General features: G+C 70.1%; 12 protein-coding genes. 7 read left to right on the top strand and 5 right to left on the bottom strand.

Annotated elements, in window-relative coordinates; genetic code table 11:
* Positions 1-148 precede the first annotated feature (148 nt).
* The 3 genes from rox (at position 149) to JYA75_RS02945 (ending at position 5497) form a co-directional block, all read left to right on the top strand.
* Positions 149-1576, top strand: a complete 1428-nt coding sequence (rox, locus tag JYA75_RS02955; RefSeq protein ID WP_006944544.1) for a rifampin monooxygenase — start codon at positions 149-151, stop codon at positions 1574-1576.
* A gap of 235 nt (positions 1577-1811) precedes the next feature.
* A complete protein-coding gene (locus tag JYA75_RS02950; protein ID WP_043798771.1) occupies positions 1812-4133 on the top strand; it encodes a cytochrome P450/oxidoreductase in 2322 nt (773 codons plus the stop codon).
* A gap of 26 nt (positions 4134-4159) precedes the next feature.
* On the top strand, positions 4160-5497 hold the full coding sequence (locus tag JYA75_RS02945) for an MFS transporter (RefSeq protein ID WP_006944540.1): 1338 nt from the start codon (positions 4160-4162) through the stop codon (positions 5495-5497).
* 265 nt (positions 5498-5762) lie between these two features.
* Here the strand turns inward: JYA75_RS02945 and JYA75_RS02940 are convergent, their stop codons facing one another.
* Complete coding sequence (locus JYA75_RS02940; RefSeq protein ID WP_006944538.1) at positions 5763-6101, bottom strand: metallopeptidase family protein; 339 nt, start codon at positions 6099-6101, stop codon at positions 5763-5765.
* 13 nt (positions 6102-6114) lie between these two features.
* Entirely contained in the window at positions 6115-7191 is a 1077-nt protein-coding gene (locus JYA75_RS02935; protein ID WP_006944536.1) for a septum formation family protein, read from the bottom strand.
* 48 nt (positions 7192-7239) lie between these two features.
* Between JYA75_RS02935 and JYA75_RS02930 the strand changes: the two genes are divergently transcribed.
* Together JYA75_RS02930 and serS are read left to right on the top strand one after the other, a co-directional pair.
* Positions 7240-7629 (top strand): ankyrin repeat domain-containing protein, encoded by a 390-nt coding sequence (locus JYA75_RS02930; protein WP_043798768.1) that lies wholly within the window; start codon positions 7240-7242, stop codon positions 7627-7629.
* Between the two features lie 42 nt (positions 7630-7671).
* A complete protein-coding gene (gene serS / locus JYA75_RS02925; protein WP_029546990.1) occupies positions 7672-8934 on the top strand; it encodes a serine--tRNA ligase in 1263 nt (420 codons plus the stop codon).
* A gap of 99 nt (positions 8935-9033) precedes the next feature.
* On the opposite strand, the gene JYA75_RS02920 is transcribed toward serS, so the two are convergent.
* Both JYA75_RS02920 and JYA75_RS02915 read right to left on the bottom strand, forming a co-directional pair.
* Complete coding sequence (locus JYA75_RS02920) at positions 9034-9426, bottom strand: hypothetical protein (protein ID WP_006944530.1); 393 nt, start codon at positions 9424-9426, stop codon at positions 9034-9036.
* 31 nt (positions 9427-9457) lie between these two features.
* Positions 9458-9877: a PaaI family thioesterase gene (locus JYA75_RS02915; RefSeq protein ID WP_338109685.1), complete on the bottom strand. Its 420-nt coding sequence runs from the start codon at positions 9875-9877 to the stop codon at positions 9458-9460.
* A gap of 168 nt (positions 9878-10045) precedes the next feature.
* On the opposite strand from JYA75_RS02915, the gene JYA75_RS02910 reads away from it, so the two are divergent.
* Complete coding sequence (locus JYA75_RS02910; RefSeq protein WP_203329674.1) at positions 10046-11224, top strand: MFS transporter; 1179 nt, start codon at positions 10046-10048, stop codon at positions 11222-11224.
* A gap of 11 nt (positions 11225-11235) precedes the next feature.
* Entirely contained in the window at positions 11236-12213 is a 978-nt protein-coding gene (locus JYA75_RS02905) for a membrane protein (protein WP_043798760.1), read from the top strand.
* Between the two features lie 38 nt (positions 12214-12251).
* Here the strand turns inward: JYA75_RS02905 and JYA75_RS02900 are convergent, their stop codons facing one another.
* Positions 12252-13802, bottom strand: a complete 1551-nt coding sequence (locus JYA75_RS02900; protein ID WP_029547011.1) for an MBL fold metallo-hydrolase — start codon at positions 13800-13802, stop codon at positions 12252-12254.
* Positions 13803-13914 lie beyond the last annotated feature (112 nt).

Below are 13914 nucleotides of genomic sequence, written 5' to 3'. Positions count from 1 at the left end.
GAAACGGGAGATTCGCGAGGTGGGCGTCCAACCGCCGGTAGGACTCGGGTGGTTGCGGGCACCCGGCGCCCGGGTGCGGGTGTGCGGGCCCGCCGGACTGTGTGGAGCAGCCGGCCGAAATACAACGTTGTCGAACGGGGGATTTTTCATGATCGATGTGATCGTTACCGGCGGCGGGCCGACCGGTTTGATGCTGGCCTCCGAGTTGCGGCTGCACGGCGTGCACACGCTCGTGCTCGAGAAGGCGACGGAGCCGACCGCGCAGTCCCGCGGACAGGGCCTGCACGCGCGCAGCGTCGAGATGATGGACCAACGCGGCCTGCTGGACCGGTTTCTCGCGGTCAGTGAGAAGTTCCGGGTCGGCGGTCTCTTCGGCGGCATCATGAAGCCGTGGCCGGACCGGGTGGACACGGCGCACCCGTACGGCCTCGCCACTCCGCAGCCGGTCACCGAACGGCTGCTCAACGAGCACGCCCTCGAACTCGGCGCCGAGATCCGGCGCGGCTGCGAACTGGTCGGGCTGAGCCAGGACGACCACGGGGTGAGCGCCGAGCTGGCCGACGGTACCCGGCTGCGCTCGCGCTACCTCGTCGGCTGCGACGGCGGCCGCAGCACGGTGCGCAAGCTGCTCGGCGTCGGTTTCCCCGGCGAGCCCAGCAAGGTCGAGACGCTGCTCGGTGAGATGGAGCTGACCGAGGACCCGGCGACGGTGGCCGCCGTGGTCGCGGAAGTCCACAAGACCCATCTGCGGTTCGGCGCCGTACCCCTCGGGGACGGGGCGTACCGCGTCATCGTGCCCGCCGACGGGGTGGCCGAGGACCGGGCGGCCGCACCGACCCTCGACGAGTTCACCCAGCAGCTGCGGGCGATCGCCGGCACCGACTTCGGCGCGCACTCGCCGCGCTGGCTCTCCCGGTTCGGCGACGCCACCCGGCAGGCCGAGCGCTACCGGGTCGGGCGGGTGCTGCTGGCCGGCGACGCGGCACACATCCATCCGCCGACCGGCGGGCAGGGACTCAACCTCGGCATCCAGGACGCGTTCAACCTCGGCTGGAAACTGGCCGCCGAAGTGGGCGGCTGGGCTCCGGAGGGACTGCTGGACAGCTACCACGCCGAACGGCACCCGGTGGGCGCCCGCGTGCTCGAGAACACCCGCGCGCAGATCACGCTGATGGGAACCGATCCGGGTGTGATCGCGCTGCGGGAACTGTTCTCGAAGCTGATGGACTTCGAGGAGGTGAACCGGTACGTCACCGAGATGATCACCGCGGTCGGGGTCCGCTACGACTTCGGCGAGGGCCACGACCTGCTCGGCCGGCGGATGCGGGACGTGGGGCTGAAGCAGGGTCGCCTCTACGAACTGATGCACGGCGGCCGCGGACTGCTCCTCGACCAGACCGGACGGCTTTCCGTGGCGGGCTGGGCCGACCGGGTCGACCACGTCGTCGACGTCAGCGAGGAACTGGACGTGCCCGCGGTGCTGCTGCGGCCCGACGGCCACGTGGCGTGGGCCGGTGACGATCAACAGGATCTGCTCGGCCGGCTGACCCAGTGGTTCGGCGCTGCCGCCGGCTGAGCGCTCGAAGGGGCAGGACCTGCCTCGGGTACCGGCTCGTGACGTCCGGTCCTGATGCTCGGTGGCGGCGGCCGCGCGGGTGCCGGGGAGTCCTGCGGACGTGGGCCCGGCTGCTGTGACCGCGGATCCCACTTGACCTCTCCTGTGACGCCGCTTACTCTGCTGCATGTCCGTATATAGGACGAAACTGTTCGATAAAAGTAACAGTGCTGTTGGAGAGGTTTTCGGTGTCAGCATGAGTGCATCAGTTCCGGCGTCGGCGCCGGCGTGTCCCGTCGACCACGCGGCCCTGGCGGGCGGCTGCCCGGTGTCGGCGAACGCCGCGGCGTTCGATCCGTTCGGTTCCGCGTACCAGACCGATCCGGCCGAGTCGCTGCGCTGGTCCCGCGACGAGGAGCCGGTGTTCTACAGCCCCGAACTCGGCTACTGGGTCGTCACCCGGTACGAGGATGTGAAGGCGGTGTTCCGCGACAACATCCTGTTCTCGCCGGCGATCGCGCTGGAGAAGATCACTCCCGTCTCGGCGGAGGCCACCGCCACCCTCGCCCGGTACGACTACGCCATGGCCCGGACCCTCGTGAACGAGGACGAGCCCGCCCACATGCCGCGCCGCCGCGCGCTCATGGATCCGTTCACCCCGAAGGAACTGGCGCACCACGAGGCGATGGTGCGACGGCTCACGCGCGAATACGTCGACCGCTTCGTCGAATCCGGCAAGGCCGACCTGGTGGACGAGATGCTGTGGGAGGTTCCGCTCACCGTCGCCCTGCACTTCCTCGGCGTGCCGGAGGAGGACATGGCGACGATGCGCAAGTACTCGATCGCGCACACCGTGAACACCTGGGGCCGCCCCGCGCCCGAGGAGCAGGTGGCCGTCGCCGAGGCGGTCGGCAGGTTCTGGCAGTACGCGGGCACGGTGCTCGAGAAGATGCGGCAGGACCCGTCGGGACACGGCTGGATGCCCTACGGGATCCGCAAGCAGCGGGAGATGCCGGACGTCGTCACCGACTCCTACCTGCACTCGATGATGATGGCCGGCATCGTCGCCGCGCACGAGACCACGGCCAACGCGTCCGCGAACGCGTTCAAGCTGCTGCTCGAGAACCGCGCGGTGTGGGAGGAGATCTGCGCGGATCCGTCGCTGATCCCCAACGCCGTCGAGGAGTGCCTGCGCCACTCCGGGTCCGTGGCGGCGTGGCGACGGGTGGCCACCGCCGACACCCGCATCGGCGACGTCGACATCCCCGCCGGCGCCAAGCTGCTCGTCGTCAACGCGTCCGCCAACCACGACGAGCGCCACTTCGAGCGCCCCGACGAGTTCGACATCCGGCGCCCGAACTCGAGCGACCATCTCACCTTCGGGTACGGCAGCCACCAGTGCATGGGCAAGAACCTGGCCCGCATGGAGATGCAGATCTTCCTCGAGGAACTCACCACGCGGCTTCCCCACATGGAACTCGTACCCGATCAGGAGTTCACCTACCTGCCGAATACGTCCTTCCGCGGACCCGACCACGTGTGGGTGCAGTGGGATCCGCAGGCGAATCCCGAGCGCACCGATCCTGCTGTGCTGCACCGGCATCAACCGGTCACCATCGGAGAACCCGCCGCCCGGGCGGTGTCCCGCACCGTCACCGTCGAGCGCCTGGACCGGATCGCCGACGACGTGCTGCGCCTCGTCCTGCGCGACGCCGGCGGAAAGACATTGCCCACGTGGACTCCCGGCGCCCATATCGACCTCGACCTCGGCGCGCTGTCGCGCCAGTACTCCCTGTGCGGCGCGCCCGATGCGCCGAGCTACGAGATTGCCGTGCACCTGGATCCCGAGAGCCGCGGCGGTTCGCGCTACATCCACGAACAGCTCGAGGTGGGAAGCCCGCTCCGGATGCGCGGCCCTCGGAACCATTTCGCGCTCGACCCCGGCGCCGAGCACTACGTGTTCGTCGCCGGCGGCATCGGCATCACCCCAGTCCTGGCCATGGCCGACCACGCCCGCGCCCGGGGGTGGAGCTACGAACTGCACTACTGCGGCCGAAACCGTTCCGGCATGGCCTATCTCGAGCGTGTCGCCGGGCACGGTGACCGGGCCGCCCTGCACGTGTCCGAGGAAGGCACCCGGATCGACCTCGCCGCCCTCCTCGCCGAGCCCGCCCCCGGCGTCCAGATCTACGCGTGCGGGCCCGGGCGGCTGCTCGCCGGACTCGAGGACGCGAGCCGGAACTGGCCCGACGGGGCGCTGCACGTCGAGCACTTCACCTCGTCCCTCGCGGCGCTCGATCCGGACGTCGAGCACGCCTTCGACCTCGAACTGCGTGACTCGGGGCTGACCGTGCGGGTCGAACCCACCCAGACCGTCCTCGACGCGTTGCGCGCCAACAACATCGACGTGCCCAGCGACTGCGAGGAAGGCCTCTGCGGCTCGTGCGAGGTCGCCGTCCTCGACGGCGAGGTCGACCACCGCGACACGGTGCTGACCAAGGCCGAGCGGGCGGCGAACCGGCAGATGATGACCTGCTGCTCGCGTGCCTGTGGCGACCGGCTGGCCCTGCGACTCTGAATCACCGACCTTCGAAAGGATCCGTCATGGGATCTACGCTCGACCCGATCGCCGTGCGCACCGCGCCCACCGCGCCGGACGTGCCACGCAGCAGCTTCAAACGGGTCCTCACCGGAAGCATGGCCGGTGCCGTGCTCGAGTGGTACGACTTCGCGATCTACGGCATTCTCGCCGCCACCGTCCTCGGCCCGCTGTTCTTCCCCGGATCCGACGGCATCACCAAGTTGCTTCTCGCCCTTGCCACCCAGGGCCTCGGCTTCATCGCCCGGCCGCTCGGCGGCATCGTCTTCGGCCATCTCGGCGACCGGTTCGGCCGCAAGCCGATGCTCGTGATCACCTTCGTGATGCTGGGCACCGCCACCGCGTCGATCGGGCTGCTGCCGACCTACGAGCAGATCGGCATCTGGGCCACCGTCCTGCTCGTCGCGCTGCGCATGATCCAGGGCTTCGCGCTCGGCGGTGAATTCGGCGCGGCCGTGCTGCTGGTGAGCGAGTACGGCGAGCCGAAGCGCCGCGGCTTCTGGGCGTCCTGGCCGCAGGCGGGCGCACCGTCGGGCACCGTGCTTGCCGCCGTGGTCGTCTCGGCCCTGGTGTTCCTGCTCCCGGCCGACTCGTTCGACGCATGGGGCTGGCGGATCGCGTTCCTGTTCGCGATTCCGCTCCTGATCATCGGCTTCTGGATCCGGCACGGCGTCGAGGAGTCCCCGGTGTTCCGGGCGGCGCAGGCCTCCGCGGCCGGCCGCACCGAGTCCCGGTCGAGCATCGTCGAGGCGCTGTCCCGTCCGCGCCCGGTGCTGCTCGGCATCGGCATGCGGCTCGGCGAGAACATCGCCTTCTACGTCTACACCGTCTTCGTCATCGCGTACGCCACCACCTACCACGGCTTCGCGCGGGGCGAGGTGATACTGGCCGTGACCTTCGCGTCGGTGTTCCAGTTCGTCGGCATGATCGGTGGCGGCCGGTGGTCCGACCGGGTCGGCCGCCGCATCGCGATGCTGGTGCCCGCCGTGGTGCTCGTGGTGTGGGCGCCCGTCTTCTTCTGGCTCGTGCAGATGCAGAGCGTGCCGCTGCTGTGGGTGGGTGTGTGCGTCGGTGCCTTCTTCCACGGTGCTCTCGCCGGCCCGGAGGCGGCCTGGATCACCGAACTGTTCCCGACCCGCTACCGGTACGCCGGCTCGTCGCTCGTGTTCCAGGGGTCGTCCATCATCGCCGGCGCGCCCGCGCCCTTCATCGCCGTCTGGCTCATCGACCGCTTCGGCGTCGGGACCGTCATCGCGTACCTGGTGGTGACCATGATGATCACCGTCGTCGCGGTGCTGAGCAGCCGCGAGACCAAGGGCATCGATCTCGACCGCATCGAGTGACCGGACACCGTTGCCGGGCGGCCGTGACGCCGCCCGGCAACGGCCGTCCCGGTTACCCCGTCCGGACGGCCGTCCCGCGGTACGGTCGGACCGGAGGTGATCGACATGGAAGAGATCGCAAAGATCGTCGGTATTGCTTTCGTCTACATCGTCGTCGCAGAGGTGATCATCGGTACGCTCGCCCTGCTGATCATTTCGACGATCAGTCCGCACTTTCTGCAGCGCAAGCCGAAGTACGGCGCGACCGGACCCCGTTACGGGTCCACTAGCCCCAGCCCAGCTCGTGCAGCCGAGCATCCTCGATTCCGAAGTAGTGAGCGATCTCGTGAATGACCGTCACCGCGACCTCGTGCACCACGTCGTCGTCGGAGTCGCAGATGTCGAGGATGGCGTCGCGATAGATGGTCACGGTGTCCGGTAGCGCGCCCGCATAGTGGCTGTCGCGCTCGGTGAGCGCGATCCCGTGGTAGAGCCCGAGCAGATCGGGCTCTTCCTCGTTTCTGGGCTCGACCAGCACCACCACGTTGTCGATGGCCCGCGCGAGTTCCGGTGGGATCAGATCCAGGGCCTCTCCGACGAGCTCGTCGAACCGCTCGTCGCCCATCCGTGCGGCCACCTCAGGCGCCCGGAACGGGCGCCGCCCCCGGCAGTGGGGTCGGCAGCGAGCGGCCCTCGGGCGCGGCGGGCGGCGGCACCGGCGGCTGGCCGTCGATGAGGATGTCGCCCGCGGCCGTGCCGGTGACCGACGCGAATCCGCCGCCCTCGACCTGCTTGCCCACCGAACAGTTGACCTTGCGGCTGCCCGCCAGCCAACTGTCGAAGTCCAGGTTGTCCCAGAACAGTGTGAGGGTCTTGTTGCGCAGCGCGTCGGGGCTGCCCAGGTAGGCGTTGGCGTTCTCGGTGCACGTCCCCTCGAGGTACTTGTCCTGGTCCTCGACACTCGGCAGACCGCCGGGGAACTGGCCGGACAGGTCCACCACGGAGATCACCTCGAAGGCGTGCGGCTGGGCGCAGTCCACCGGGTCCGCCGGCACCCCGTTGTTGATGCCGATGCACGTGCCCACGTCCCAGACCTTGGACTGGTCCTGGTCGGCGACCGTGCCCTTGATCGGCAGCAGGTTGCCTGTGGTGGAGGAGAACTGCAGGCCGCAGCGCAGCGTCCGCTCACCGGCCGCCCAGCCCGCCTCACCGGGGTTGATCAGGCCCACGCTGAACTTGCCGTGCGGGTCGAACCGGCCGTCGAGGTAGTTCATCGCGGCTGGTGCGCACAGTTCGTCGCGCAGTTCGGTGAAACGCAGCACCGACGGGAAGCGCGACCCGGGACCCCACTCGGCGCCCGGGTAGACGCTCAGGTCGATGTCCTTCACCACCTCGAACAGGTGCGACTCGGCGCAGTCCACCTTCGCGAGGTCGCTCGCATCGATCTCCGTCCAGGTCAGGCAGTCGCCTGCGACGGCTGTGCCGAAGGCCTCGCCGGCCACGGCGCCGGTGGTGACGACGGCGCTCGTCGAACCGCCGGGCTCGTCGTCGGACCCGCCGAATCCCGCCACCACCGCGGTGACGAGCGCCGCGAGTACCGCGCCCGCCGCAACCAGCATCAAGGCGCGACGGGTCAGCTTCGCGGACGGGGCGCCCCGGACCCGCGACGCGGACGGTGTCGTCCGATCGGACTGCTGCTCACTCTCCTCGGCCATCACCGTCCATCATGCCTGTGCGCGGCGCCCCGGGTAACTTCGGTGCACATGACGGAGCCCATCGATCCCGAAGTCCAGGAGATCGCGCAGCGCCTGTTCGACGCCGCCCGCGCCGGGCACGTCGAGACGCTCGCCGCCTACGTCGACGCCGGGGTGCCGGTGAACCTGTGCAACGAGAAGGGCGACACCCTGCTGATGCTGGCGTCCTACCACGGTCACGCCGACGCGGTGCGGACCCTGATCGAACGGGGCGCCGACGTCGACCGGCTCAACGACCGCGGGCAGTCGCCGATCGCCGGCGCCGTGTTCAAAGGGGCGATCGACGTCGTGCGGGTGCTCACCGACGCCGGAGCCGACCCCTACGCCGGACATCCGAACGCCGTGGACTCGGCGAGGATGTTCCAACGCGAGGACTGCCTGCAACTGTGGGCACAGTAGGTCGGAATCGGCCGCAGACGGCGCCGAGTAGGCTGTGACCCCGTGATCGACCTCAAGTTCCTCCGCGAGAACCCCGACGCCGTCCGTGCCTCGCAGCGCACCCGAGGCGAGGACCCCGGTCTCGTCGACGCGCTGCTCGAGGCCGACGCGGCCCGCCGTGCCGCGGTGCTGGCCGGCGACAACATCCGCGCCGAGCAGAAGGCGCTGGGCAAGAAGGTCGGGCAGGCGTCCCCGGAGGAACGGCCCGCGCTGCTCGACGGTGCGAAGGAACTCGCCGCGAAGGTCAAGAAGCTCGAGGCCGAGCAGCAGGCCGCCGAGGAGGCGCTCGGGCGCGCGCACCTGGCGATCTCCAACATCGTGCAGGAGGGCGCCCCCGCCGGCGGGGAGGACGACTTCGTCACCCTCGAGACCGTCGGTGAGCTGCCCACCTTCGACTTCGAGCCGAAGGACCATCTGACCCTCGGCGAATCGCTCGGACTGATCGACATGGAGCGCGGCGCGAAGGTCTCCGGCGCCCGGTTCTACTTCCTCACCGGTTACGGCGCGCTGCTGCAGCTCGGCATGCTGCAGCTCGCCGCCCAGCGGGCCGTCGCCAACGGCTTCCAGATGATGATCCCCCCGGTGCTCGTGCGGCCGGAGATCATGCAGGGCACCGGCTTTCTCGGCGCCCACGCCGACGAGATCTACCACCTCGCCGACGACGACCTGTACCTCGTCGGCACGTCGGAGGTGCCGCTCGCCGGCTACCACTCCGGCGAGATCCTCGACCTGTCGGGCGGTCCGAAGCGGTACGCGGGCTGGTCGTCGTGCTTCCGCCGCGAGGCCGGCAGCTACGGCAAGGACACCCGCGGCATCATCCGGGTCCACCAGTTCGACAAGGTGGAGATGTTCGTCTACTGCAAGCCCGAGGACGCCACCGCCGAACACCAGCGGTTGCTCGCGTGGGAGCGCGACATGCTCGCCGCGATCGAGGTGCCGTACCGGGTCATCGACGTCGCGGGCGGTGACCTCGGCTCGTCGGCGGCCCGCAAGTTCGACTGCGAGGCGTGGGTGCCCACGCAGGAGCGCTACCGGGAACTGACTTCCACGTCGAACTGCACCACCTTCCAGGCTCGTCGCCTCGGCGTGCGCTACCGCGACGAGAACGGCAAGCCGCAGATCGCCGCCACCCTCAACGGCACGCTCGCCACCACCCGCTGGCTCGTCGCGATCCTCGAGAACCACCAGCAGGCCGACGGGTCCGTGCGCGTTCCGTCGGCGCTCGTGCCGTTCGTCGGGCGTGAGGTGCTCGAACCGCCGGCCTGAGGCGTTCCGCCGCGTGGGGTGGCGGCGGAATGTCACATGGGTTCGCTCGGATCGAACGCATGTGACATTCGGTCACCCCGCCCGGGAGGGCCGACGCCGTCAGCTGCCCGGGTCGCAGCCGACGGCCACGTACGCGTGCAGGCCGTCGGGGTCGTCGCGCAGCAGATACTCGTAGTCGCTGGTGGCCATCACGGCGTCGTTCGCGTCGCGGAACGACCAGCGCACCCGGGCCCGCACGATCTTGTCGGTGACCGGGGAGAGGTCGAGCAACTCGTGCCCCACACCGGCGAGGCCGTGCTTCCGGTAGGTCTCGTTGCTCTGCGTGAGCGCCTCGGTGATCTCCTTCCGGTTCGCCAGCGATCCGGCGAACGAATCCGTCAGGATCGTGCCCGGTTCACCCCACAGCGCGGCCGAGGCCTCGGCGTCGAACCCGGCGAGCGCCTCTCCGTACAGGGTGAAGAAGCGGTCCAGTGCGATGCGTTCCACGCTCATGCACTTCAGTGTGCGGGTCCGGCGACGGTTGTCAGCGCAGAATCAGGCAGGTGGTCGACGCGGTCGCGAGCAACCGGTCGTTCTCGTCGCGGGCCTCGCCGCGGGCGGTGGCGGTGCGACGGCCGCTGTACTCGCAGATGCCGTGCACGCGGACGACGCCCTTGCCGGCCTGGACCGGCCGCAGATACCGCACCTGCAGGTCCAGGGTCGTGTACCCGACACCGGCCTCGAGCGTGCTCGACACGCTGAACCCCATCGCGGTGTCGAACATCGTCGCGATCACGCCGCCGTGCACGCTGCCCACCGCGTTGGCGTGGAACTCCTGCGGTTCCATGCTCACCTCCACCCAGCCCTCGCGGGCGTCGGTCACCCGGAAGCCGAGCGTGCGCGACGTCGGATGGTGCGGGATGGAGCCGTCGATCAGGCCGCGCAGGAAGTCGAGGCCCTGCATGTCGCGGTTCGCGGCGGACGTCGGGGCGGGGTCGTCCCACGTGTAGGTGCGCTGGCGTTCGGTCACCCGCCGACCGTATCGCGCGGTGACAAACCCGTCCGCGCGTGCCACCCTGGAGCCATGCGCCACCGATGTTGATCCGGCTCCGCCTCTTCCCTGACCGTTCGTGTGGTGGCGTACGCGGCCACCCGCGAACTCGTGCCGCTCTACGGTCTGTACGCCCTGCTGTTCGAGGACCACGGCCTCGGTACGGGCGAGATCTCGTCGCTCTTCGTGCTGTGGTCCGTCGTGGCGTTCGTCGCGGAGGTGCCGTCGGGCGCGTGGGCCGACACGGTGTCCCGCCGGGGCCTGTTGCTGCTCAGCGCGGTCCTGTTCACCGCGGGCTTCGCCCTGTGGCTGCTGTTCCCGGGCTACTGGGGGTTCGCGGCGGGCTTCGTGGCGTGGGGGATCAGCGAGTCGCTGAAGTCCGGGACGTTCGAGGCCCTGGTGTACGACGAACTGTCCGCACGCGGGGCGGCGCACCGGTATCCGGCGGTACTGGGCTACGCGAACGCCGGCGAGACGCTGTGCGTCCTCGTCGCGACGCTGTCGGCCGCGCCGCTGTTCGCGGTGGGCGGCTACGCGACGGTGGGGTGGTTGTCGGTGGCGATCACCGTCGGCAACGGGTTGCTCGTCCTCACCCTGCCGGCCGCTCCCCGTCACGCCTCGGCGGACGAGACAGGCGCCGTTCCAGGCGCTTTCGTGACCCGCTACCTGGCGGTGCTGCACGCCGGGACGAGCGAGGCGCGACGCAGCGCCGTGGTGCGCCGCGCGGTGCTGCTCGCGGCGCTGCTGTCGGCGTGCCTCGCGTTCGAGGAGTACTTCGCGTTGCTGGCGCGCGAGGGCGGCGCGAGCACGTCCGCGGCGCCGGTGCTGGTGGCGATCACCGTTGCGGGACAGGTGCTCGGCGCCGCGACGGCCGGCCGCACCGCGGCAATGACCGGTCGCGCCATGGGGGCGGTGATCGCCGCCGGGGGTGTGCTGCTGGCGGCGGGTGCCGCGCTCGGCGGCGCGGCGGGATTCGTGGCGATCGGCATCGGCTACGGCGCCCTGCACAACGCGATGATCGTCGCCGAGGCGCGGATGCAGGACGCGATGAGCGGGACCGCCCGCGCGACCGTGACGTCGGTGTCGGGCCTCGTCGGCGAGGTCGCGTCGGTGGCGGTCTACGCCGGCTTCGCGCTCGGAACGGTCTGGCTGCCGCTGGCGGCGGTGCTCGCCGCGTGGGCGGTGCCCCTGCTCGGCCTGGCCGTCGCGGCGGTGCGGTGGCTGCCGCCGTCTCAGTCCCCTCTTAATTCGCCGGACTAACGTCCTCCGCCATGCGTGCTCGTCTCGTTCCCGCCCTGTTCGTCGCCGCCGGTCTCGGCCTGATCGGTACCGGTTCCGCCTTCGCGTACGCCGACGCGCCCGCCGTCGCGACGCCGGCCGACGCACCGCCCGCCGCGACCGGCGACCCGCTTTCCGGCACCCGCAACAACCTTCAGCAGGCCGGGTTGCCGCTCGCGCTTCTCGGCGGTGGGGTCGGGCAGCTCACCGACGGCAGCCGCCAGCTCGACGACGGCGCCCACCAGCTCGCCGACGGGCTCGCGCAGGCCAGCGCGGGTGGGCAGCAGCTCGCCGACGGGCTCGGTCAGCTCCAGGGCGGGGTGGGCCTGCTCGGCGACGGTGCGACCCAGGTCAGCGATGGCGTCGACCAGGTCGTCGACCGGCTCACCGGCTTCGGGGAGATGCAGGCGGGCGTGACCGAGCAGCTGACCGTCGTCGCCGGCACCCTGCGGCAGTCGCCCGACCCGGTGTCCCAGGAGGCCGCCGCCCGGCTCGACGGGCTCGTCGGACGGCTGAACACCGAGGGGCTCGGCCCGGAGACGCTCGCGCAGCTCGAGCAGCTGCGCGGCGGCGCGCGGCAGCTCGCCTACGAATTGAGCGACCCGGACGCGCAGTTCGTCGCCGGCATGGTGCAGGCCGCCGACGGCTCGCGGCAGCTACGCGACGGACTGATGCTCCTCGACGACGGCGGCCGGCAGCTCGTCGACGGCACCGGACAGCTCGTGGACGGCGTCGGCCCCGTCACCGGGGTGATCGAGGGAGTCTCGGACAACGTGCGGGAAGCGACGGCCGCGCTGCCGAAGTCGCCGGCCCCGGCGTCGTCGGGCGACGTCGGGGCGGCGGTGGAGACGACCGCCGAGCGGCAGTGGTGGCCGTATGCGCTCGTCGCGCTGGGGGCGCTGGTGCTCGCCGTGCCGGCACTGTTGCCGAACGTGCTGCGGCCGAATGTCACACGCGTTCGATCGAACTGAACCCATGTGACATTCGGCCACACCCACGCGACGGGGGGTCAGAGCTTGCGGGAGCGCAGCTCGTGACCGCGGGAGGTCTTGCAGCGGCCGGTCACGAGGTCCCACTGCCAGCCGTGCAGGTTGCAGGTGAGGCTGGTGCCCTCGACGACACCGAACTTCGACAGGTCGGCCTTCAGGTGCGGGCAGCGGCGCTGGATCTCGAACCCGCCCAGCTCGATCGACGCGGAATCGTCGTGGGCCTCCGCGAACCAGCCGTCCGCGTAGGCGATCCGCTCGTCGGTGAGGCACTTGAAGAACGTGTAGAGGAATTCGTTGTAGCCGCCCACACGCCACGCCTCGAAGCGGGTGGACAGGAAGATGGTGTTCACCCAGTCCGGCTCGTCGTCGCGCAGGACAGTGCGCACCAGCTCCGGCGCGATGCGGAAACCGTAGCGGTACTTGCCTTCTCCCTCGATGGGTTCGCGGACGACCCGCTTGGGGAAGTCCAGCACGACCGTCTCCTCGCCCATCACCAGGCCGACGGGGTAGCCGATGCCGTCGCAGATCAGATCGGACTGCGCCATGATCGGCTCGAACTTCGCCTTGAGCGGGCCGAGCAGCGGCTCGCCCTCGGCGGGGGCCCACGTCGCCTTCTCGGCCTCGAGCACAGGGGCCAGGCGCTGCGCCATCTCCTCGATGTACGGGGCCTTGTCGGTGAAGATCCGCTCGACGTCGGCGTCCGGGATCGGGTGGGTCAGCGTCATCGACGTGCTGCCGTGCACCTCGAGCACCGAACCGGGGATCATCAGCACGCCGCCGTCGTTGCCGTGGAGGCGCATCTGCTCGAGGAAGACCATCTGGTCGGGGAAGATGTTGCCCTCGTCGCCGTGGTCGTCGTTGAGGTGGCGCAGCGCCGGATCGAGGAACACCGGCGGCCCGGCCGACGGGACCACCCACGTCGCGCCGACCTGGTCGATGTAGCTGCGGCAGCGATCCATGCCGCGCTGGCGCTTCTGCTTGCCGAAGTTCGCCTTGGTGCGCTTGGGGATGTCGTAGACCATCGGGTACCAGATCGCGCCCGAGTACTGCAGCAGGTGGACGTCGATCCGACCGAACGCCTCGAGCATCGAGTCCATCTCGACCGGGCGGGCGTCGTTCATGTTGAACACCGTGGTCTCGCCGTCCGAGACGACGAGGCCGGAGTCGCCGATCGGCCCGTCCGCGGGCGCGCGCAGGGCGATGATCATGACGTCGAGGTCGCCCTTGGGGCCGCTGACGGTGTGCTTGACGGAATCGGTCGTCTCGAGGAACTTCGTGAACCCGAGCTGCTCGAGGTCGCGGCGCAGGTCCGGGACCGGGAAGTCGGGCAGCAGCACCGTCGCGTCCTTGTTGACGTGCTTGCTCAGGTTCTCCGGGTCGAAGTGGTCCTTGTGCAGGTGCGAGACGTACAGGTAGTCGACGTCGCCGAGCTTGTCCCAGTCCAACTGCGTGTTGTCCGGGAAGGGGAACCACGACGCGAAGTACGCGGGGTTGACCCACGGATCGCACAGGATCGATCCCGCTGCGGTCTGAATGTGGAACCCGGCGTGTCCGACGCTGGTGATCTGCACTTCGTTGCCTCCTGACGTGCTGACCGACGTACCACCCAGCGTAGGGGGACGCCGGTGCGGCGCCGCGCCCAGGCGGTGAACCCGGGCCGGATACGGGCCTTTGATCCCGAAT

It is taken from the genome of Rhodococcus sp. PSBB066 (assembly GCF_017068255.1).
Taxonomy (GTDB): domain Bacteria; phylum Actinomycetota; class Actinomycetes; order Mycobacteriales; family Mycobacteriaceae; genus Rhodococcus; species Rhodococcus aetherivorans.
Note: the sequence above shows the minus strand (reverse complement) of the source record. Positions and strands in the feature narration are given on the sequence as shown.